Annotated in this window: 20 protein-coding genes; 11 read left to right on the top strand and 9 right to left on the bottom strand. The window is 62.3% G+C overall.

Going from position 1 to position 22,082, the window contains the following annotated elements; translation table 11 throughout:
* Nucleotides 1-98: 98 nt before the first annotated feature.
* From ACO08C_RS10070 to ACO08C_RS10050, 5 genes are all read right to left on the bottom strand, one after another.
* Nucleotides 99-962, bottom strand: a complete 864-nt coding sequence (locus ACO08C_RS10070) for an alpha/beta fold hydrolase (RefSeq protein ID WP_421785375.1) — start codon at nt 960-962, stop codon at nt 99-101.
* Nucleotides 963-971: 9 nt separating this feature from the next.
* Entirely contained in the window at nt 972-2,078 is a 1,107-nt protein-coding gene (locus ACO08C_RS10065) for a ferritin-like domain-containing protein (protein ID WP_421785373.1), read from the bottom strand.
* 94 nt (nt 2,079-2,172) lie between these two features.
* Nucleotides 2,173-3,105, bottom strand: coding sequence for a sterol desaturase family protein (locus ACO08C_RS10060; protein ID WP_421785372.1), 933 nt, complete (start codon nt 3,103-3,105; stop codon nt 2,173-2,175).
* 1 nt (nt 3,106) lies between these two features.
* Complete coding sequence (locus ACO08C_RS10055) at nt 3,107-3,547, bottom strand: hypothetical protein (protein WP_421785370.1); 441 nt, start codon at nt 3,545-3,547, stop codon at nt 3,107-3,109.
* A 55-nt stretch (nt 3,548-3,602) separates the two neighbouring features.
* On the bottom strand, nt 3,603-6,149 hold the full coding sequence (locus tag ACO08C_RS10050) for a TonB-dependent receptor (RefSeq protein ID WP_421785368.1): 2,547 nt from the start codon (nt 6,147-6,149) through the stop codon (nt 3,603-3,605).
* A 199-nt stretch (nt 6,150-6,348) separates the two neighbouring features.
* On the opposite strand from ACO08C_RS10050, the gene ACO08C_RS10045 reads away from it, so the two are divergent.
* From ACO08C_RS10045 to rpmE, 9 genes are all read left to right on the top strand, one after another.
* Complete coding sequence (locus ACO08C_RS10045) at nt 6,349-7,533, top strand: serine hydrolase domain-containing protein (RefSeq protein WP_421785366.1); 1,185 nt, start codon at nt 6,349-6,351, stop codon at nt 7,531-7,533.
* A complete protein-coding gene (locus ACO08C_RS10040; protein ID WP_421785364.1) occupies nt 7,533-9,137 on the top strand; it encodes a GMC family oxidoreductase in 1,605 nt (534 codons plus the stop codon). The genes ACO08C_RS10045 and ACO08C_RS10040 overlap by 1 nt, the downstream gene beginning before the upstream one ends.
* Nucleotides 9,138-9,148: 11 nt before the next feature.
* On the top strand, nt 9,149-10,549 hold the full coding sequence (locus tag ACO08C_RS10035; RefSeq protein ID WP_421785362.1) for a coniferyl aldehyde dehydrogenase: 1,401 nt from the start codon (nt 9,149-9,151) through the stop codon (nt 10,547-10,549).
* 3 nt (nt 10,550-10,552) lie between these two features.
* The gene (locus tag ACO08C_RS10030; RefSeq protein ID WP_421785361.1) at nt 10,553-11,290 is read left to right on the top strand and encodes an SDR family NAD(P)-dependent oxidoreductase; all 738 of its coding nucleotides are present in this window, start codon (nt 10,553-10,555) and stop codon (nt 11,288-11,290) included.
* A 79-nt stretch (nt 11,291-11,369) separates the two neighbouring features.
* Nucleotides 11,370-13,676 (top strand): penicillin acylase family protein, encoded by a 2,307-nt coding sequence (locus ACO08C_RS10025; protein ID WP_421785359.1) that lies wholly within the window; start codon nt 11,370-11,372, stop codon nt 13,674-13,676.
* Nucleotides 13,677-13,688: 12 nt separating this feature from the next.
* Nucleotides 13,689-15,365 (top strand): alkaline phosphatase D family protein, encoded by a 1,677-nt coding sequence (locus tag ACO08C_RS10020; protein WP_421785358.1) that lies wholly within the window; start codon nt 13,689-13,691, stop codon nt 15,363-15,365.
* A gap of 173 nt (nt 15,366-15,538) precedes the next feature.
* Nucleotides 15,539-16,534, top strand: coding sequence for a hypothetical protein (locus ACO08C_RS10015; protein WP_421785356.1), 996 nt, complete (start codon nt 15,539-15,541; stop codon nt 16,532-16,534).
* A gap of 3 nt (nt 16,535-16,537) precedes the next feature.
* Entirely contained in the window at nt 16,538-17,551 is a 1,014-nt protein-coding gene (locus ACO08C_RS10010) for a peptidoglycan -binding protein (RefSeq protein WP_421785354.1), read from the top strand.
* 96 nt (nt 17,552-17,647) lie between these two features.
* Nucleotides 17,648-17,866, top strand: coding sequence for a 50S ribosomal protein L31 (gene rpmE / locus ACO08C_RS10005; protein ID WP_421785353.1), 219 nt, complete (start codon nt 17,648-17,650; stop codon nt 17,864-17,866).
* A 199-nt stretch (nt 17,867-18,065) separates the two neighbouring features.
* Here the strand turns inward: rpmE and ACO08C_RS10000 are convergent, their stop codons facing one another.
* From ACO08C_RS10000 to ACO08C_RS09990, 3 genes are all read right to left on the bottom strand, one after another.
* Nucleotides 18,066-18,521, bottom strand: a complete 456-nt coding sequence (locus ACO08C_RS10000; protein WP_421785351.1) for a potassium channel family protein — start codon at nt 18,519-18,521, stop codon at nt 18,066-18,068.
* Between the two features lie 106 nt (nt 18,522-18,627).
* Entirely contained in the window at nt 18,628-19,140 is a 513-nt protein-coding gene (locus ACO08C_RS09995) for a DUF1465 family protein (RefSeq protein WP_421785350.1), read from the bottom strand.
* Between the two features lie 68 nt (nt 19,141-19,208).
* Nucleotides 19,209-19,403, bottom strand: a complete 195-nt coding sequence (locus tag ACO08C_RS09990) for a DUF1192 domain-containing protein (RefSeq protein WP_421785348.1) — start codon at nt 19,401-19,403, stop codon at nt 19,209-19,211.
* Nucleotides 19,404-19,478: 75 nt separating this feature from the next.
* On the opposite strand from ACO08C_RS09990, the gene ACO08C_RS09985 reads away from it, so the two are divergent.
* Nucleotides 19,479-20,465: an NAD(P)H-quinone oxidoreductase gene (locus tag ACO08C_RS09985; protein ID WP_421785347.1), complete on the top strand. Its 987-nt coding sequence runs from the start codon at nt 19,479-19,481 to the stop codon at nt 20,463-20,465.
* Between the two features lie 149 nt (nt 20,466-20,614).
* The gene (locus tag ACO08C_RS09980; protein ID WP_421785346.1) at nt 20,615-21,295 is read left to right on the top strand and encodes a DUF1013 domain-containing protein; all 681 of its coding nucleotides are present in this window, start codon (nt 20,615-20,617) and stop codon (nt 21,293-21,295) included.
* Here the strand turns inward: ACO08C_RS09980 and ACO08C_RS09975 are convergent.
* Nucleotides 21,271-22,080: an SDR family NAD(P)-dependent oxidoreductase gene (locus ACO08C_RS09975; protein ID WP_421785344.1), complete on the bottom strand. Its 810-nt coding sequence runs from the start codon at nt 22,078-22,080 to the stop codon at nt 21,271-21,273. The two genes, ACO08C_RS09980 and ACO08C_RS09975, sit on opposite strands and share 25 nt — an antisense overlap.
* Nucleotides 22,081-22,082 lie beyond the last annotated feature (2 nt).

Below are 22,082 nucleotides of genomic sequence, written 5' to 3'. Positions count from 1 at the left end.
ACGCGATGAGCTTGAGTGTAACCGTGGATGGACACGAGGTTAAGGCAAAATTAACGAATTCAACAAATCTGGCGAATTTGGTTTTGCGACTTCGCGCATCAGGCGAATTTGTGACGCCGCATCCAGTCGATTATCGCGCTAAAGGCGACATTCTCGGTCAGAAGCGGCGTATGACCCGTCCGCGGCACCTCGACATAATCGAGATTCGCTTTGCGCGCGCGCATCCGGTCGGCAATTTCCCGTGTCACGAGTTCGGACAATTCGCCGCGCACCAGCAATGTGGGGATTTCGCGCAACAGGTCGAAGGCTTTCCAACGCTCCTCGGCTACCGGACCGGCGCTCAATCCGGTGAGCACGGCTGGGTCATAGTCGGACCGGAACGTTTCGGAACCCGTCTGCCGATGGGTGCGGCGCGCGAAATCCAGCCAGAACCTTTCGTCCGTTTCGTCGGGGTGAACATGGCCGTTCACATCGCGGCAGCGTTGCGCCGCATCCTGCCAGGACCGGATCGGACCGCCCTTGCCGGCCATCTTCGCGATATTCTCGACGCCGCGCCGGTCGATTTCCGGTGCGATATCATTCAACACAAGGCCCGCCACGCGATCCGGGTTCGACGCTCCCAGCGCCATCGCAATGCCGCCGCCCATCGAGGATCCAATCCACACGGCCCGGTCGGCATCGAACGAATCCAGCCAGGCAAGGCAGTCGGCGATGTAGGTTTCAAGGCGGTATTGGGACGGATCGTCGGCGTAAGCGCTTTCGCCCCGCCCGCGCATGTCCAGCGCCAGAACCGGAAAACCCTCGCCCGCCAGCCGCGGCGCGAAGCCATCAAAATCACGGGAGTTGCGCGTCAGCCCGTGCAAGCAAACGCATAAGGGCGCATCGGTTTCGGCCGGATAGTAGCGTCCGAACAATTTCAGCCCATCGGGCCCCGTCAGCCAGACGGCCTGCTCCGGCGTCATTGTGAGCGCCTACTCGGCGTGCCCGACCGTTGCGACCCGGCCATCCTGGCCTGCTTTGGCTACCGCCTCCACATAGGCCCGGCGCGCGTCGAATTCCTTGGCCTTGGCCTCGTCATCCTGTTGCAATTCTTCCGGGTCGAGTTCGGCATACCCCAGGACGCCCATCTCCTCGAACGTCTTCTGGATGCCCTTCCCGAAAATCCCGATATCCTTGACGATCGGCACAATGCGCTGGAACAGCATCGACCGGTAATGCTGTGTAATCTCGGCATTCTCGGCGTATTCGACACATTCGTTTTCGGGCAGATCAAGGGCGCGGTAGACTTCGCGCGCATCCGTCATCCGGCCCCGCATCAGCCAGCACGCCTCGGTCAGGAACTCCTCGCGCTCGTCTCGCTCGGCCTGCGTCAGTTGCGGGTAATAGTCACGCAATGAAATCCGTCCGAAGGCAACGTGTCGTGCTTCGTCTTCCATGACATAGGCATTGACCATCCGCGCCAGCGGGTTCTGGGCCATATCGCGGATCGCGCCGAAGGCCGCCAGGGCGAGTCCCTCAATGACGACCTGCATGGCCAGATAGGTCATGTCCCAGCGGCTGTCGCGCAGAGCCTGATCGACCAGCTCCTGCAGCGGCGTGGTCATCGGATAGGCGACTTCGAACTTCTTCAGCAACAACCGGTAGGCTTCGACATGGCGGGCCTCGTCCATGACCTGTGTCGCTGCGTAGAATTTGGCATCCAGATCGGGAACCTGCTGAACGATCTTTGCGGCGCACAAGAGGGCCGCCTGCTCACCTTGCAGGAACTGCGAGATCTGCCAGGACTGGGAATGGCGTACGAGCTCACTGCGCTCTTTCTCGCTCATTTTCTCCCAGATCGGCGACCCGTAGAGCCCGCCGACCTCGACCGGCAATTCCATAGGATTTTCCGGATCGAGCTCCTGCGACCAGTCGATGCGGTTGACCGCATCCCACTGCATATCCTTGCCCTTCTGGTAGAGATGCATGAGGGTTTGGCGCCCCTCGTCGAACTCCCAGTCGAACACAGCTTCGAATTCTTGCGGCACCGTCCAGCTCGGATCGATGTCCGGCAGCGGATAAAGCTCGCGCAGGCTCATATTTCACTCCCCGGCCAGCGTCAGCGTTTTTAAAAGTAAACGCTGTTCACTAATCGGCAGAGTGAGCGAAATTCACCGCGTTGGCAAGGGCCGGCTATTCGGCCGGCGAAACCGCAGGCCGCGCTTCGTCCATGGACCGGACGGGCTTTTCCACCCCGGCTTCGCGCTTGATGGCCTTGGTGGTCAACCGCGATCCGTCGGGCGACCAGCCGGGCGGCGCAAAAACATAGGCAAGCGCGTCTCTCACCGTACGTGCAGAGGCAATGTCTTTCGCGATTCCCCACCATTCATGCACAGCAATGCGCAGCGGGTTATAGGTGCCGAGATTGCGGATGATACCGTAGCGGCAGGGCTCCTCATCCAGCTCGGCCTGAAACGTCCCGAACAAACGGTCCCAGATGATGAAAACGCCGGCATAGTTGCGGTCGAGATAAACCGCATTCGTGGCATGGTGAACACGATGGTGCGAGGGCGTGTTCATCACCGCCTCGATCGGCGCGGGCAACCTGCCGATCACCTCGGTATGGATCCAGAACTGATAAATGAGGTTCAGCGCGCCGCAGAACGCCACCATCGCCGGCGGAAATCCGAGCAGGATCATCCACGATCCGAACCAGATGAATTTGAGCGTGAAAACGTTGAACCAGGGCTGCCGCAGCGCCGTCGTCAGATTGTAGTGCTGCGAGGAATGGTGCGTGACGTGATCCGCCCAGAACCAGCGCACCGTGTGCGCTAACCGGTGCGACCAGTAATAGACGAAATCGTCCAGCACAAAGCAGGCAATCCAGACATACCAGGCCCAGCCGAAATCAAAAACGGCCAGCGTCTCGACAAATCCGTACCAGGTGGCGGCGATGCCGGCGAACGCGACACCGGCAACGGTGTTGCCGAGCCCCATGGCCAGGCTGGCGCCGGAATCCTTCGGCTCGAACCTGGCGCGGCCGGTCTGCCGCGCGAAAATCAGCTCGGCGATAATCAGCAGCACAAAGAACGGAATTGCGATCTGGATCGGATCGAACAGGTCCATGTCAGCCCTTTCCGCCGGCTTCACCGGTGAGCCGCCGCGCCCAGCGCTGTGCAGTCTCCGCCTCGCCCATGTCTATCCGCACCGCGGGAAATGTAAAATCCCGGAACCGGAGATACAGGCGCGCGCCGTCCGTGCTGGCTTGCGCCAGCTCGTCGGGAGCAACCAGCCGCGTGACCAGAATGTCGCCCTGGGCAAACACCAAGCCGGTGCGGTTGGAATTGCGGTCCGCGACAAACGCTGCCCGCCGGTCCTCGGAGAGGAAGGACTCGCCCGGCGACAGCCGCAAATAATCGGATTCGAGACGCGCGAGTGCGGCGTCCAGAGACTCGATTTTTGACGGCGTCCATCCCCCGAGCCAGGCATTGAGCCCGATCAGCGCCAGAATGGCGGCGGCCGACGCGCCGAGAATGATGAGCATGATCATGAGCTCGAGATGGGCCATGAAAAAAGGGCGGAGGCAAGACCTCCGCCCTCTTCACAGTGTCGCAGGCAAAGTCCTAGCGGCGTGCCCGGAGCGTCACGCCCCAGGTCCGCGGATCACCCGGATAGCCATTGATATTGCCTGGCAGGGTCGAGTCGAAGGAACCCTGAAGATACTCTTCGTCCGCCAGGTTGCGTCCCCAGACCTGGAACTCCCAGGCGCCGTCCTGTGAAGCCAGTCCGATGCTGGCATTCAGAAGGTTGAAGCCGTCCTGGACTTGCAGCGGATCGAGCTGGGTCGTCAGGAAGCGATCGGAAATGAAGTACACCTCACCCCGCAAATAGGCTTCCATTGTGTCCGACACCGGCTGCACATAGAGCGCTGTGAAATTGCCGGTCAACTCGGCGCTGCCACGGTCGGCACCCGACAGATCCTGCACCGGAACCAGGGCCGGCGAGGTTGCGCTGGCGCGGAAGGTACAGTTCGAGGTATCCGACACCGGACACGGACCGTCCGGGAAGCTGACATACTTGTCGTCCCACAGCCAGGTCACGCCACCGGTCAGCGTCAGGCGCTCGGTCGGCTGGAACAGCGTCTCGATCTCGATACCCGAAATCTGGATTTCGCCTGCATTGTCCGGCACGAAGGACGAACCGGTGAACACGTTGGTCTGGAAGTCCTCGATGTTCTGACGGAAGATCGCGGTGTTCAGGATGAACTCCGAGGTCTGGATTTTCAGACCGGCTTCCCAGGCATCCACGGTTTCCGGGTCGAAGGTGAAGCTGCCGACGCGTGCTGCCGCCGAGTCGAGCGCATAACCGCCGCCTTTGAAGCCGCGCGAGTAGGACGCGTAGATGTTGACATTGTCATTGACGTCGTAGGCCGCGATGAACGTGCCGGTCCAGGCCGAGTCCGACCGCGAGTCGGTGAAGTTCGGCGCCGGCGGGAAGAATTGCAGCGCGCCGAGGCCGAGCAGCGTGTTGATACTCGGATCCGCCGCCGCAGCCTGTGCGCCCGCGACAATCGCGGCAAAGGCTTGCGGATTGTTCTGCTGCACGAAAGCGACATTCGCCGGCGTAAAGGGAAGTCCAGTGTTGGCGGTAAAGGCCTGCGGGAAGATGATCGCATTAAAGCCGATCTGGACGAAATCCAGCGCCGCGAACGGATCGTCGATATTGATGTCGCTGCGGGCGTCTTTTTCGTCGTTCGTGTACCGCAAACCGCCTGTCAGCGTCAGGCGGTCATTGACGTGCCAGTCGAGCTGGCCGAACAGCGCGAACGTGTCGTTGTTCTGGTCGAAGGTCGATGTCTGGCCGGAACCGGCAGCCAGATATTGACCGGGCACGCAGCCGCCAATGAACGGGCCGGACGGGCCGTTGCAGAGGCCTTCGACAAGATCAATGGCACTGCCCGGCGTGAACGGATTGCCGTCCAGGTCGGAGAACAAATCCCCGAACGGCCGCAACAGCGGACCCTGGCGCGTATGGTTGGTCGTGTTCAGATTCTGGTGGAAGAAATAAGCACCGAACATGTAGTCGACCGTGCGCGCACCCGTCGATGTCAGGCGGAATTCCTGGGTCGTCGTCTGGTAGTCCTGGTCGAGGAAACGGCGCTGGTTGAACGGCTGATCCACCCAGTCCGGGTCGATATCCTGCTCTTCGTCATAGGCGCGATAGGACGTCAGCGAGGTGAAGGTTGCGCCGTCGAGCTCATAGGTCAGTTCGGCAGAAATCCCGCCATTGTCGACAACCGACCGCACGCTGCCGTCGATCGCGACCTGACCGGAATACGGATTCACCGGCAGCTGCGTCACGCCGAGAATGGCGAAGGCGCCGGCATTCTGCGGCGATACCAGTGTGAACGGTGCCGCACAGCAGTTTTCGTCGATAAAGCTCTGGTCGGCGATCACGCGCAGCGAAAGGCGGTCGCTTGGTTCGAACAGCAATTGCCCGCGCCAGCCCCAGCGGTCACGCTCATTGACATCGCGGCCATCCACCACATTGGTGATAAAGCCGTCGCGCGCATTGTAATTGAGGTCGAGGCGGCCCGAAATGGTCCGGCCGAGCGGGCCGGTCACCATGCCCCGCAAGGTCCGCTGGTTGTACTCACCCAGCGTGATCTCAATCTCAGAGCCCCACTCGTCAGCCGGCTGTTCGGTGATGAAGCTGATCACACCGGCAGACGTGTTCTTGCCGTAAAGGGTCGACTGTGGCCCGCGCAGCACTTCGACGCGCTGAATGCCGAGGAAGTCGTTGATCGACGCGCCGTTCCGCGAGCGGTAAACGCCGTCCACAAAGACGCCAACCGATGGCTCGATACCCCAGTTGAAGGTCGACGATCCCAGCGAGCGGATCGCAAAGGACGTATTCGAAGACGATGCGTCCGTATTCACCCGCAGCGAAGGAACGAGTGTCTGGAGGTCGCGGACATCACGCAATTGCGACTGTTCCAGAATGTCGCCCTGGACCGCGGTCACGGCGACCGGCGTATCCTGCAGCGTGGTTTCACGGCGCTGCGCGGTAACGGTAATAGTGTCGACTTGTGAATAGACCGGCGCTGCGGCGATCATGGCGAATGCCACGGCAGATGAGCCCATGGCAAGTTTACGGAACGACTTCTGCATATTTCTCCCCCTGGATCGCCGCGATTGACTTGCGGCGTGAGCTTTTATTGCCCCTACTAGACCAAACTTCGATGCGCTTGTCAGTAGCGAACGCGCAACAGGCGAGCACATGAATCGCAAATCGCGCCCGCGTGATATTCACGAGCCGGGTTAACAGGGGGGAAATCCAGTGAACATTGTTTACAGGATAGTGGGTGGCGTGTTGCTTGTGCTGGTCGTTTGCGCCATGGCCGCGGCGGGCTGGTATTTCAGGCCCTGGTCGGACTATTCCCCGTCGCGGGTGGCGGAAGCCTTCAATCCGGAGAACATCGTCGACGTTTCTCTGAGCATGTCGTCCTATTTCCCGCACGCCGCTATTGAAGCCACTAATCCCGATCCGCTGCCGCGCGCGCTGGCGCCGCTTCGGGTCTCGTACGAATTCGACGGCGAAACCCGGTCTCTCGAGGAATATCTGGACGCGTCGAACTCGCTGGGCCTTGTGGTTCTGCGCGACGGCATTGTTGTCCACGAGCGTTATCTCAACGGGGCGGACGCAAGCAGCCGGCCGACCTCCTGGTCCGTGGCCAAGAGCTTCATGGCCAGCCTGATCGCTATTGCCATGCGCGACGGCCACATCAACTCGCTGGACCAGCTGGCGCAAGAGTTCGCGCCGCAATTCGCGGGCTCGGATTTTGGCGAGACGTCGCTACGTCATCTCCTGATGATGTCGACGGGAATCGGCTTTATCGAGGACTACAGCGACCCGGACTCGGATATTGGCGTCCTGTTCCGTGATCCGTTTGTTTTCGGCTCAGACATCGACGCCGCCTTGCTTGACTTCGAACGCGAGACCGAGGCCGGCACCGAGCTCGACTACATCTCTTCGTCGACCCATGTCCTGTCGGCCGTGCTGCGCAGCATTTACGGCCAGCCGCTGCACGGCCTCGTGCAGCAAGAGATCTGGACGCCGCTCGGCATGGAGGGCCCGGCCTATTGGAACCAGAACGTCCCGGGAGATGAGGGTATCGCGCTTGGTTATTGCTGCCTGAACGCCCGGCTCGTCGACTATGCGCGCTTCGGCCAATGGTATCTGCAAGACGGGGTCTGGGACGGAGAGCGCTTGCTGCCCGACGGCTGGGTCGCACAAGCCACCCAAGCCAACGCCCCATTTCAGGAAGCCGATATAACCTATCCCCTGCGGGGATATGGCCTGCATTTCTGGTTCCCGGAAACCGATCGCGGCGAGTTTTTCGCGGCTGGCATTTACGGCCAGTACATCTGGGTTGATCCGTCGCGAAACATCGTCATCGCGCGCTTTGCCGCCGACCCCCAATGGAGCGCCCGGACAGCGGAGACCTTTGCCGCTTTCCGGGCGATCGCGGCAGAAGCCGCGGGAGAAAACTGATGGCCTCGCTGGAAACCGAATACGACTACATCATCGTCGGCGCCGGTTCGGCGGGCTGCGTTGTGGCCGAACAGCTCACCCGCGACCGCGATGTCACGGTCTGCCTTCTCGAAGCGGGCAAGAGCGACGATCACCCCCACATTCGCACGCCGATGCTTCTCAAGGAGGTCGTGTCGGGCGGTCCGTTCAACTGGTCTTATGAAACCGAGCCTCAATCCCGCCTCAACGGCCGCCGCCTGTTCTGGCCGCGCGGCAAGACGCTAGGCGGATCCTCCTCGATTAATGCCATGCATTACATGCGTGGCGCGAAGGAAAATTTCGACGAATGGGGCGAGCTGGCCGGCGACCCGTCCTGGAGCTGGACCGACGCGCTCGAGCGTTTCAAGCGTCACGAAAACAACGACACCTTCGACGGAGCGCTGCACGGCGGCGATGGCCCGCTCCACGTCCAGTCCATCCCCAAGCTCAATCCGCTGACCAAAATGTTCCTGCAGGCAGGCGGCGAGCTCCAATATCCGGCAAATGAAGACTTCAACGGTCCACAGCAATACGGCTTCGGGCCCTACCAGGTGACGATGAACGGGCCGCGCCGCTGGAGCGCTGCCGACGCCTTCCTGCGCCCGGCCATGGACCGCGGCAATCTCACCGTGGTGACCGAAGCACTGGGCCATCGCGTGCGGCTGGAGAATGGCCGCGCGACCGGCATCGTCGCCGCCATCGCCAATGAGGTGATGGAGCTGACCGCCCGCAAGGAAGTCATTCTCTCCGGTGGCGCGATCAACTCCCCGCAATTGCTGCAGCTCTCCGGCATTGGCGATCCCGGCTGGCTGCGCGCGGCGGGGGTCACGCCGGAGATCGACCTGCCGGGCGTCGGCCGCAATCTCCAGGACCATCTCGACGTTGCCGCCATCGCCACCGTCAAGACGTCCGAAGCCATCGGCCTCTCGCTGAAGCGTCTGCCGAAGAATCTCTACGATGTCTTGCGCTGGATGATCCGCGGTGATGGCGATTTCACGGTCAATCCGGTCCAGGGCGGGGCCTTCATCTCTTCAAGTGTCTCCGGAGACATCCCGGACCTTCAGCTGGTCTTCATCCCGGGTTACTCCTTCAATCATGGCAAGGACACAAAGATGGGGCACGGCATGACGCTCCATGTCTGCCATCTCTATCCGCAAAGCCGCGGCGAAATCCGTATCCGCAGCGACAACCCGGCCGAATATCCGGCGATCGATCCGGATTACCTGGCAACCGATTTCGACCTCACCGCCCTGACCGATGGCTATGAGAAAATTGTCGAAATTCTAAAGGCGCCCGCCTTCCGCGATGAGTTCGTCGAATGGGTGCATCCCGAAACCGCCGGCACGCGCGACGATCTGGTGGCCGATATCCGCCAGCGCGCCGAAACGCTTTATCATCCCACCTCGACCTGCGCGGTCGGCACCGGCGAGTTGGCGGTGCTGGATGCGCAATTCCGCGTCCGCGGTGTCGCCGGCCTCCGCGTGGTCGATGCTTCGGCCATGCCGCGCCTTGTCGGGGGCAACACCAATGCGCCAACCATGATGCTGGCCGACAAGGCCGGTGAGATGATCCGCGAAACCGTTTGAGGAAGAAGACGATGAGCGATACCGATCAAATCAACCGCATGCAGACTTTATTCGCGGCGCAAAAAGCCGCTTTCGAGGCCGAACGCCATCGCAGCTATCGCGACCGGCTTCGCGACATCGATGCGATCGCCGCGCTCACCAAAAAGCATGCCGAAGCCATCAAAGACGCGGCAGCCGCGGATTTCGGCGTGCGGTCGCGCTGCGAAACCCAGCTCACCGAAATCGCCTACATGGCGACCGCGGCCAAGCACACGCGCCGCCATCTCTGGAGCTGGATGCAGAGAAAACGCGTCGCCATTCCCGGCAATCTCAAACCGGGCACGGCCTATATCCGGCGCGAACCCAAGGGCGTCGCCGGCATTATTTCCCCCTGGAATTACCCCTTCCAGCTGGCTTTTTCCCCGATCCTCGCAGCCCTCGCGGCGGGGTGTCGCGTGATGCTGAAACCGTCCGAATTCACACCCAACATGTCGGCGCTGATGGCGTCCATGCTGGCCGAGGAATTCAACGAGGATCACGTCGCGGTTTTCCCGGGCGGGCCTTCGGTCGGCGAAGCCTTCACCAAAATCCCGTTCGACCACCTGCTCTATACCGGTTCCACCCATGTCGGCCGGCTGGTCGCCAAGGCGGCCGCGGAAAACCTCACACCGGTCACGCTGGAACTCGGCGGAAAATCGCCGGTGATCATCGCCGACGACTTTCCCGCGGAGAAAGCCGGCGAAACCCTCGCCTTCGGCAAGTACATGAATGCCGGCCAGACCTGTATCGCCCCGGACTACGCCCTGACGCCGAAGGGAAAGGCGCGAGCTGTCGCGGAAAGCACCATCGCGCGGGTCGAAAAAGCCTATCCGGACTGGGCCAGTGACGAGGATTACACGGCGGTGGTGTCCGACAAGCATTTCGAGCGCCTCAACGCCATGATCGAGGAAGCCCGGTCGGCGGGTGCGGAAGTCCTGCAGGCCAAGGGCGGGACACCCGGGAATGCGCGCAAGATCGCGCCGACTGTCGTCCTCAACCCGCCGGACGATTCAAGGCTGATGCAGGAAGAAATCTTCGGCCCGATCCTGCCGGTCCTCGAACATGACGGGCTCGAAGACGCCATGAGACGGGTCAACGCCAAGGACCGCCCGCTGGCGCTTTACGTCTATTCCAAGAGCAAGAAGACCGCACGCCGGGTGCTCGAAGGGACCATTTCCGGCGGCGCCGTCGTCAACAACACCATGCTGCATTATTCGGTCGAGGATCTGCCCTTCGGCGGTGTCGGGGCGTCGGGCTATGGCGCCTATCATGGTGAGGCCGGATTCGAGACCTTCACCCATGCGCGCGGCGTGTTCGAGGCGCCGGTCTGGCACCCCTCGCGCCTGATCCAGCCGCCCTATGGCAAACTCTTCGAACTCGCGACAAAGAAATAGACCATGCTCAATGCAAAAACGGTCCTGATCACCGGAGCCTCGCGCGGCGTCGGCAAGGAAGCCGCCCGCGCCTGTGCGGCTGCGGGCGCCCGGGTCATCCTCCACTTCAACGTCAATCAGGATGCCGCCCTCGATCTCGCCAGGGAGATCGACGCCGTCGGATGCGTCGCCGCCGACCTGTCGAAGCCCGGCGCCGCTGACCGGCTCTGGCTCCAGGCCAAGAAAATGGCCGGCGGGCGGATCCATGCATTGGTCAACAATGCCGGCGTCTATCGCGCGACCCCCCTTGGCAACGCGCAATCCTGGACCTCTGGGTGGGCGGAACAATTCCAGGTCAACGTCCTCGCCGCCTGCGAACTGATGCGCAATGCCATCAATGATTGGGGAAAATCCGGCGGCGCCATCGTCAATATCGCCTCGCGGGCGGCCTATCGCGGTGACGGACCCGATCATGCCGGATATGCAGCGTCGAAGGGTGCACTCGTTGCCGCCGCCAAGACGCTGGCGCGCGCCCATGCGGCCGATCAGGTCCTGATCTACACGCTGACCCCGGGCTGGATCGAGACCGACATGGCCCCGCACCGCGTCGAAGCACGGGCGCAGGCCGTCGCCGAAATCCCGCTGGGGCGCGTCGCCCAGCCTCAGGAAATCGCCGCCATGACGGCCTTCCTCCTGTCCGGACAATGCGCTTCGGCGACCGGCTCGGTGATCGACATCAATGGCGCGAGTTTCATGCGCTGAAACGACTCCCCATCCGCGGCCAGCCTGTTAGGGTTGCGGTGAACATCATTCACTGAATTGCGTCATGAGGGGGAGTGTCATGCGTTGGGTGGTTCGCGGAATTGCCGCCATTCTCGGCTTGATCGTGCTGATCGCGGCGATCGGTGCCGGTTATGTCTATTACCGGTTTTCATCCTCACAGCCGCAAACCGAAGGGCGTATCGAGGTGGCCGGCATCTCGGCCGATGTCCAGATCGTGCGCGACCGGCACGGCGTACCGCACATTTTCGGCGCCACGGACGAGGATATCTATTTCGGTATCGGGTACGCGCACGCCCAGGATCGCTTCTTCCAGATGGACATGATGCGCCGCTATGTGCATGGCGAGCTCGCCGCGCTGCTCGGCCATCTCAACCCCGGCACCGCCTATGCCGACGCCCGCTCGCGTAATCGCGGCTATCACCTTGTCGCACAAGCCGCCGTCGCCAATGCCGGACCGGAAGCGCGCCGCGCCATGCAAGCCTATGCCAACGGCGTCAATGCGCGCCTCGCCGAAGGCCGGCACGCGCCCGAATACTTGTTACTTCAGACCACGCCCGAACCTTGGGAGCTGGAAGACAGCGCCGCCGTCGTCGTCTACATGGCCGACAGCCTCGCGGCCGGCGAATATGCCGAGATTGTCAATCGCGAACTCGCGGAACTGCTGACACCGGAGCAGTACGCCGAATTCCTGCCCGGTTATCCGGACTGGGCCCCGATCATGCTGCAGGCCGAGGACTTTCCGCCCATCGAGGAACCCGCACCACCTACGACTGAATCCCAACCGGAATTCGATGATGGTTCCAATGCCTGGGTGCTGTCCGGCGAGCACACGGCGTCCGGCGCACCCTTGCTGGCCAATGATCCGCACCTTGCCCTGGGCGCGCCCGGCATCTGGTATTTCGCCCGGCTGCACCTGCCTCAAGGTGCCGTAGTCGGCGCCACCATTGCCGGCTCGCCGCTCGTCGTGCTCGGCCGCAACCAGGTCTCGGCATGGGGCTTCACCAATACCGGTTTCGACGTCATCGACATGCAACCGCACGCCCCGGGATCGCTGACCACGCGCGAGCGCAGCGAGGTGATCGCAGTGCGCGGTGGCGACGACATCACCCTCACCTTCCGCGACACCGAGGACGGTCCGGTGCTCGACCCGGATTACTTCGATCTCGGCATATTCGGGGAACAGGATGTCGTTCTAGTGTCCACGGCCTTGAGCGCCGAGAACCGCGTCGCCGACGTGTCGCTGGCGCTGATGCAGTCGCAGACCTGGGACGAATTCGTCGAAGCCGGGCGCGGCTTCACCGCGCCAATGCAGAACATGCATTACGCCCATGTCGACGGCACGATCGGCTATACGACGCCCGGCTTGCTCCCGATCCGCGACGAGGACGGCAACTGGACCGGATATGTGCCCTACGACGACTTGCCGCGCGTGCAAAACCCGGCGTCAGGCCGTGTCGCCTCGGGCAATAACCGCGTCACCCCGGACAATTACCCCTATGACACGCCCGGCACCTATGCGGCTTACCGCGCCGAACGGATCGAGCAGCGCCTGAACGAGACCGGCGCACACACGCCTGATAGCTTCCATGACATCCAGATGGACCGGGTTTCGGCGCAGATCACCCGCATCCTGCCGGCGCTCCGGCAGGCCGAGCCACAAACGGTACAGGGAAATCAGGCTCTGCAGCTTGTCGCCGATTGGGATGGCGACATGGATCCGCTGCGCGCCGAACCGCTGATTTATTCGCTTTGGTATCGCGATATCGCCGAAGCGATTTACGGCGATGAGCTGGGTGACCAGTTCGAACGCCACCTCTCCAACCGGCGCGTCTTCACCGAAAATGTCCTCGTCGGCGCCGATGCCGATTGGTGCGATGATGTCACCACGGATACCGCCGAGACATGCGCCGCACAGCTCGGTGCCGCGCTGGATGCCGCGATGGCGCGCGGCGTCGACCGTTACGGACCGGACATCGCTAACTGGACCTGGGGAGAGGCGCACCAGGCTGTCTTCGACCATCCGGTTTTCACCGGATCGGGTCTGCCGCTGCTGGACGACTGGTTTACGGTCCGCCAGCCGGTCGGCGGCGACGGATCGACCGTCAATGTGGCGGTCTATTCGGTGCGTGCCGGCACGTTCGACGTTTTCCACGGCCCGTCCCTGCGCGCCGTCTACGACCTCGCCGATCTCGACGCGTCGCGCTACATGCACGCGCCCGGCCAGTCCGGACATCCCTGGTCGGACCATTACCGCGACCTTGCCCCATTGTGGGCGGCCGGCGAAAGCTTTGAAATGCCCACCGACTGGACGCCGGAAACGGCCCCGGAAAATTCGCGTATTCTGACCCTGACGCCGGCGGACTAGGGAGGCCAAGCCATGACGATGAAGATCACGCGGCGTGGCGCGCTCTTCGGCGCCTCCGGCCTGGCATTGGCGGCGGCCGCCTGTTCTTCGGGTCCGCGCCGGCCCGAACCGGAACCGCCGACAGGTCCTTTCCGGCACGGCGTTGCGTCCGGCGAGCCGGATCAGACCAGCGTCGTGCTGTGGACCGCGATTACCGACGATTCCGGCGGTGATTACGTCTTTCAAGTCGCGGCCGACGAAGCCTTCGAAACCATCGTCTTTGAAGAGCGCGAACAGCGCAACTACGTCACCAGCAATGCGGTTTCGACCTTCAAGACCATAGCGACCGGCCTGGAGCCCGGCGCCCGCTATTTTTTCCGCATGTTGCACAACGGTATTTCGTCGCCGATCGGCCGCACCCGCACGCTGCCGGAGGGCCCGGTCGAACGCTTCAACATCGCTGTGTGCTCCTGTTCGAATTATCCCGCCGGCTATTTCAACGCCTACCGCGAACTGGCCGACACGCCGGAACTCGATCTGGTGCTGCATCTTGGCGATTATCTCTATGAATACGCGGCCGATGGCTATGCCTCCGACGATGCCGAGCGGCTGGGCCGCGTTGTCGATCCGCCCCACGAATTGCTGGCCTATGGCGACTATGCCCGCAGGCATGCCCTCTACAAGACCGATCCGGATCTGCAGGCCGCGCATGCCGCCGCGCCCTGGTTCATCTCCTGGGACGATCACGAAACCGCCAATGATTCCTGGCGCGACGGCGCGGAAAACCACCAGCCTGACGAAGGCCCATGGCGCGACCGTGTGAATGACGCCCTGCGCGCTTTCCACGACTGGAATCCGACCCGCGAACCGGACGATCTGATCGGTGGAATGCGCGTGGTCGAAATCGGCGATCTGGCCACGCTCGCCATCACGGAAAGCCGCTTGACGCATCGCGACCAACCGCTGGACTTTTCCAGCTTTCCGGTGCCGGACGATGCCGATCCCGAAGATCCCGCCAACCGGCAGGCCGTTGCCGAATGGCGCGCCAATGAAGTGGGACGTGACGGTCGCGAACTGCTGGGCGCCGATCAGATCGAAGCCCTGGCCGACGCCTTCAGCGCCGGAAAGCCCTGGCAACTGCTCGCCGGCCAGGTCGTCATGGGCCGGGTCGAGGCACCGAACATGATGGAGGCCCTGCCCGGCTGGTTGAAATTTCTGGTCCACCGGACCGACCCGCTGGCATGGGGCTACATTCAGCGGTCCCAATTCGATATTCCGTTGAATCTCGATGCCTGGGATGGCTATGCGGCTGAACGCGAAAGGCTTTATGGCGCTTTGCAAGGCACCGGCGGAAACATCGTCGCTTTCGCGGGTGACAGCCATAATTTCTGGGCCAACCGGTTGACCGACGACCGCGGCGTCCAGGTCGGTCTCGAATTCGGCACGGCATCCATCTCCTCGCCCTCGCCGTTCGAGCGCATTCCGGCACCCGGCGTGTCCTTCTCGCGGATCATCGAGGACGGCAATCCGGACGTCATCCGGCATAATGATCGCGACAAGGGCTTTATCCGGGTCTCGCTGACATCCCATGCCATGGAGGTCGACTTCGTCACCGTGTCGACCATCAAGCGGCGCGGCTACACGGCCGGGTCGGACAGCCGCTGGCGCGTTGAAACCGGGGCAAACGGCCTGGAATTGACGCCTGTCTGACTGGAATTCTGAGAGTCAATTCAAAATACTGAATCGATTCAGAAATTCCGGATTGGAACGAGATTCCGATTCCGGTTTGTGGGGAGTCTGCTGGCTGGCTGGCCGCCCTCAAATCGTCATGATAGGCAGGCAATCAACGCAGCGGGGCAAAACCGACAGGAAGGAAGACCGGCATGCCGACACGCTATGACGACACTGGCGAGGACGCGATCCCGACCGTGAGGTTCACCGGTCCCGGACGGTATCTCTTCTGGATGACCGTCTTTCTAGGTGCAGTCGCGGCGATTGCCGTCTTGTTGATCGGACCGCTGGAAACGGCCTTCATGGCAAACGTCGCCATCAACGGCTTGATTCTCGGCGTTCTTTTCGTCGGCATTGTCTATACCTATTTGCAGGCACTTTCGATCGGCCCGGCGGCGCATTGGCTGGTCCGCTTCCGGACCACCGACGATCCCGCCAGCCTTCCCAGCCCGCCCAGCATGATCGCGCCGATGGCGTCGATGATGGGAGATGCCGGAATGCGGGCCCGGATTTCCGCCGCGTCGGTCCGCACCGTGCTCGACTCGGTCGGCGCCCGTATGGCGGAGTCCGGAGCTTTCACACGCTATTTCGGGCGTTTGCTGATCTTTCTCGGACTGCTGGGTACCTTCTGGGGCCTGTTGCAGGTCGTCTCGGAAGTCGGCGAGGCCGTTCGCGCGGTGACCGAATCCTCGACCGGAGGTGAAGCCGACGTGCTGCGCCTGATGGCGGCCATCGAAAACCCGATCCAAGGCATGGGCACCGCCTTTGCCTCCTCACTCTTCGGCCTCGCCGGATCCTTGGTGATCGGTTTCCTCGACCTCCAGGCCAGCCGTGCCCAGAACCGCTTTTACAACGAGATCGAAGAATGGCTATCCTCGATCTCGCGCGTCGCGGCCGCCGGCCCGTCCACCACGGCCGATGGCGACATGTCGCCGGCCTATGTCGGCGCCTTGCTCGAACAGACCGCCGAGACGCTTGACCGCCTCTCACATACGCTGGAGAAACACACGCGCGATCTCGATTCGACGCTGCGGCGGGTCGCTGAAGAAGGTGCGTCCGGCCAACAGGAAGCCGCCCGCGCGTTGCGCGAGGAAATCCGTGTTCTGGTCCGGGCCATCGAAGCCCAGAACCGCAACAGGGGCGGCTAGGCCATGTCGATCGCGCCACGCTTCGCGCGCTTCGGCGAACAGGATTCCGGTGACCATTGGCCCGGTTTTGTCGATGCGCTGGCCACGCTTCTCCTGGTCATCGTCTTCCTGCTCTCGATCTTCGTGGCCGGCCAGTTTGCCTTAAGCCGCGCGCTGACCGGCCGCGACGAACAGCTCGCCGCGCTCAACCAGCAACTCGCCACCCTGACGGACGAACTCGCGCTCGCAGAGGGCGAGAACAGCCGTCTTGAAGAAGAGATGCGCACGCTGCGGGCGACCCTTTCAGACGTCCAGGCGGAACGCGACGAGCTGTCGGACCAGCTCGTCATCGTGCTGGGACAGATGGAGGACGTGCAATCGCGCTTGATGCTCGAGGAAGAGGTTTCCGCCAGCCAGCTCGACCAGATCACCGCGCTGAATTTGCAGATGCAGGCGCTGCGCGACCAGCTCGCCGAGCTCAATGGCCTCTTGGAGGCCGCCGAAGCCCGCGAGGCCGATCTCGAAAGCCAGATTGTCAATCTCGGCGAACGCCTGAATGCCGCCCTGGCCAGCCGCGCGGCCGAACTGGCGCGCTACCGCTCCGACTTCTTCGGCCGGTTGCGGGAAATCCTCGGTAACCGGTCCGGCGTTCGCGTGGTGGGCGACCGGTTTGTGTTCGAGACCGATATCCTGTTCGCGTCCGGCTCCGCCGCCCTGTCCAATGACGGCCGCGAAAGCTTGCGCCCCATTGCCGCCGCCATCCTCCAGCTCACCGCGGAAATTCCGGACGACCTGGAATGGGTGATCCGGATCGATGGCCATACCGATCCGCGCCCGATCCGCACGACCTATCCGTCGAACTGGCACCTCTCGGCGGCGCGCGCCATTTCGGTCGTCAACTGGTTCGAGGATCTCGGCGTACCGTCCAATCGGCTTGTCGCGGCGGGCTTTGGCGAGCATCAGCCGATCGCCGAAGGCAATACCGAAGAGGCCTATGCCCGCAACCGCCGCATCGAACTGAAACTCACCAGCCGCTAGGCAAAAGGCGGCTTGCCCTTTGCGGGGCCCTCGGTTATAAGCCGCGGCTCATTTGGCGGGGATGCCCGCGAGACGCCTGTATTGCCGGAGCGCATGATGCAAAAAGACATTCACCCGGACTATCACTTCATCAATGTGAAGATGAATGATGGCACGACGTTCCAGACGCGTTCGACCTACGGCAAGGAAGGCGACACGCTGACCCTGGATATCGATCCGACGACGCACCCGGCCTGGACTGGCGGCGACCAGAAGCTGATGGACCGCGGTGGCCGCGTGTCGCGCTTCAAGGACAAGTTCAAGGGCTTCGCCTGATCCTCACCGGATATCGGAAACCAGAGAAAGCCGCGGCGCGTCCGCGGCTTTTTCTATCCTAGCTTGAATTACTCGGGCGCCACGCTTACTCTGGTTTCGGATACGGAGTCGCATTTTGGCGCGGTTTTTCAGCAATTCCTGGACTTGGCTAACGGGGCATGTCACGCAAACGGCAGCTCTGATCATCGCGCTTGCAAGCTCAGCCTTTGGTCTGATTTCCCTCATCTCGCTCGGCTGAGCTTCGCGCCAGAAAACTGCCCAGCACGGCTACAATCATTCCGAGAACGACATAGCCGGTCAGCGCCTGGCTCGCGGCCGCCATGCGATTGTCGCCAAGCGGCGTGAAATCGCCATATCCAAGCGTCGTAAGCGTCACGATAGAAAAATACACCGCCTCGCTGGTGGTTAACTGAATACCCGCCTGTTCCCCGTTGAAAAAACCGATCAAGTAGAATGACGCGTAGGCATCAATCACAAGCGCCACAGCGGCACATAGGACACCGAGCTGCAACACCGGATGCGCGCGGGAGATCGCGATAGAAATGAGCAGGCCGGAAGTCGTGACGGCAACCCCGGCCGGAAATACGAGCCCGGTTCCGGAAACGGAACTTGGATCGAGATGGATTCGTGCCGCCAAGCCGGTCAAGACGAGCAACGGCAAGCCTAGCGAGAACCAATACAGGAAGTGGCCAAAACTCCGCGACATGAAAACCCCGCATCACAACTATAGCGAGAATTTCCAAACGCACAAACCAGCGTCGCTATCGGCCGAAAGCATCCTTCAAGCGGTTGAGCTGGTCTTCCACCGGCCTCGCGCCTTCCGAGCTGCCACCGCCGTCGAACAGCGATTCGTCGATCCTTTTCAGGCGCGCATAGAGCTTGCGCGAGCGCGCTGCGAGATCGGCGAGCACACCCGGCGCCACATCGCCATCCGCCGGCCACAACTCCTCGGGTTCGTCATCGGCAGGCAATCGGTACTGCCCCGTGACCAGCTGTTCGGCCGATAAATCGCCTTCCGAGACCTGACGCTGCGCCAGCAGCCAGGACGCCGCCTGCATCAGGCGGGTCGTCAGTTTCATGCTTTCCGCCGCATAAGCCAGCGCGCCGGCACGGCCCATGGCCTTTGCATCGTCGCGCCCCGGGCCGTCCAGATAGGAAGCCGTCTCCTCGACCATATCCATCCCGTCGCGGAACAGCCGGGCAAAATGCTCACTGCCGGCAAATTCGGCGACGCGTTCGGCCGGATGGCCGGACTTGAAGCTGGAATCGGTCACGCTGTTACTCATTCTGTGTGTTGTGTACGCTCTTCTCCGGCCGTGCAAGCCATGGGCCAGCGGTGATCTTAAGTCTTCTTGAAAAACGATTCTGCCGCTTCGCGTCCCGATTGCTTGGATGCGATCATGGCGTCGATACGGCCGATTTCGTCCTGAATGGCCTGTTTGCGTTCTTCAAGAGCTTCGATTGAAAATGCCGACAAATCCTCGCCGGGCACAATCGCGGCTTTGTCACGGACTGGCGCTGCATCATCCTCGAACATCGCGGCCTCCTCCCTTGAAGCCCGGCACACTAACGCCCAGACTGGCATTTGTCGCCTGTCTTGGAATCCGGTCCCATGAGCTTGCCGCAGTCGCATCGTATTGCAATCGTTCACAAACCGGGCGGGCCCGAGGCGATCGAGATCGTTGAGCGCCCGCTGGCCTTACTGCGCGACGACGAGGTGCTGATCCGGACGGCGGCTTGCGGGGTGAACAGGCCGGACACGTTCGAGCGGATGGGCTTCTACCCACCGCCGCCAGACGCGCCCGAAGGCTTGGGTCTTGAATGCGCTGGCGAGATTGCCGCGGCCGGAGCCGCCGTCGATCGCTTCAAACCCGGAGATCGCGTTTGCGCGCTGGTCACCGGTGGCGGCTATTCCGATCTCGTCATCGCGAAAGCCGGCAGCACGCTTCCCCTGCCGGACGATATCGACCTTGTAGCGGCCGCCGGACTGCCGGAAACGGTCTTTACGGTCTGGGCGAATGTGTTCGAGACCGGGGGCTTGGCAGCCGGTGAAATGCTGCTGGTCCACGGGGGCGCCGGCGGCATCGGCACCACAGCCATTCAGATGGCCAAGGCGGCAGGCGCCCGCGTCATTGCCACAGCCGGCTCGGACAAAAAATGCCGGTTGTGCCGGCGGCTAGGTGCCGACGTCGCCATTAACTACCGCACCGGAGATTTTGCTGACACTGTCAGGGCTGAAGGCGGCGCGGATGTCATTCTCGACATGGTCGGCGGCGACTATGTTCAGAAGCACATCGACATCGCCAAGCCCGGCGGCCGCATCGTGCAGATTGCCTTTCTGCAGGGCTCGCGGGTCGAGGTCGATCTGATGCGCTTGATGCTGAAGCGTCTGACCCTGACAGGTTCCACGCTCCGCGCCCGCCCTGATGACGAGAAAGCCCGGCTGGCGGCCGCCATCGAGACCACAGTCTGGCCATGGCTCGAAACCGGCCAATTGCAGCCTGAAGTCCAGGCGACGTTCCCGTTAAGCGACGCATCCGCGGCACACCGGCTCATGGACTCCGGCGATCACGCCGGAAAAATCCTGTTGATCCCCTGAAGCTTGGCCCTTTTCAGCGCGTTCGAGAGGCGCTATAGACGCCTCAAATCGCTGATTGAAACGATCCAGTCAGCGTCGGAAGGCCACGCAACCCGGCATCCGTGCCGGGTTTTTCTATGGCCGATGCAATGACGACCGGAGTCGAAGAAATGACCGAAATCCTGATGCCGAAAGCCACAGCTGTCTGGCTGGTCGATAACACCGCATTGACCTTTGAACAAATTGCCGATTTCTGCGGTCTGCACCGCCTGGAGGTGAAAGGCATCGCCGACGGTGACGTCGCGGCCGGTGTCCGCGGCGCTGACCCCGTATCGAACGGCCAATTGACCCGCGACGAAATCGCGAAAGCCGAGCAGGATTCCGAGTACCGCATGACGGCGGTCAAATCGCGCTTCGATGATCTTCACCAGCCGCGAAAAAAACGCGGCCCGCGCTATACGCCGCTGTCGCGGCGTCAGTCCCGCCCCGACGCGATCGCCTGGCTGGTGCGCAACCACCCGGAACTCACCGATGGCCAGATTTCCAAGCTGATCGGCACGACCAAGACGACGATCGAGGCCGTCCGCGAGCGTACTCACTGGAATTCGGCCAATATCAAGCCGACCGATCCGGTCACGCTTGGCCTGACCACCCAGCTTGAGCTGGACGAGCAGGTCCGCAAGGCGTCGTCACGGCGTGAGAAACTGGAACAGGAACGTGCGGAAAAAGGCGAAGCGCCGATCGCGCAGGAACCCGAAACCACCGACAATGAGCCGGCCACCAGCCTCGACGATGTCAATCTGGAGACCCTGTTCGGCGGATCGTCTCAGGATGGTGACGACGACAGGTAGTTGAGCGCCAAGCGTCCGCCGTCGGCATAGACGCATTCTCCGGTGATATAGCTGGCGTCTTTTGACGCCAGGAAGGCGACAACGCCGGCGATTTCGTCAGGATCGCCGATCTTTCCGAGCGGGGTCCGCGACAGGATTCGCGACATGGCTTTGCGGTCATCGAGCACCGCTTTCAAGACATCGGTATTGATACTGCCAGGTCCGACCGCATTGACGCGGATACCGCGCGGCGCAAGCGCCAGCGCCATCGACTTGGTCATCTGGTTGATCGCGCCTTTCGAAGCGCAATAGGCGAGCTGGTCGGGAATCGCGACCACCGAATTCACCGACGACATGTTGATGATGGCGTATCGCTTCCGGTTGTCGTCCGGCCGCTCGTCATCGGCGTCGATCTGCTCGCTCATCTGCCGGGCGGCAGCTCTTGCGACCAGGAAGGCGCCGCGCAGATTCACTGAAATGACGCGATCGAAATCCTCGGCCTCGAGATCGAGAATATTCCCCTTCGCAACGATGCCGGCATTGTTGACCAGCACGTCCAGCCGCCCGAAGGCCGAGCGCGTCTCGGCCAGCAGATTGGCGACCGACAGCTTGTCCGCCACATTGCAATCGACGAACAGCGCTTTTTCGCGGTCCTCGCCCAGATCACTGGCCAGCGCCCGCCCCGCCTCCTTGTCGCGGTCGGCGATCACGACCCGCAAACCGTCTTCGGCAAAACGCCGAGCGCAGGCGCGCCCGATGCCGTTGGCACCGCCGGTCACAATGGCAACGCGATCAGACTGGGGCATGC

The sequence above is a fragment of the Hyphobacterium sp. genome, assembly GCF_965229905.1.
Classification (GTDB): domain Bacteria; phylum Pseudomonadota; class Alphaproteobacteria; order Caulobacterales; family Maricaulaceae; genus Hyphobacterium.
Note: the sequence above shows the minus strand (reverse complement) of the source record. Positions and strands in the feature narration are given on the sequence as shown.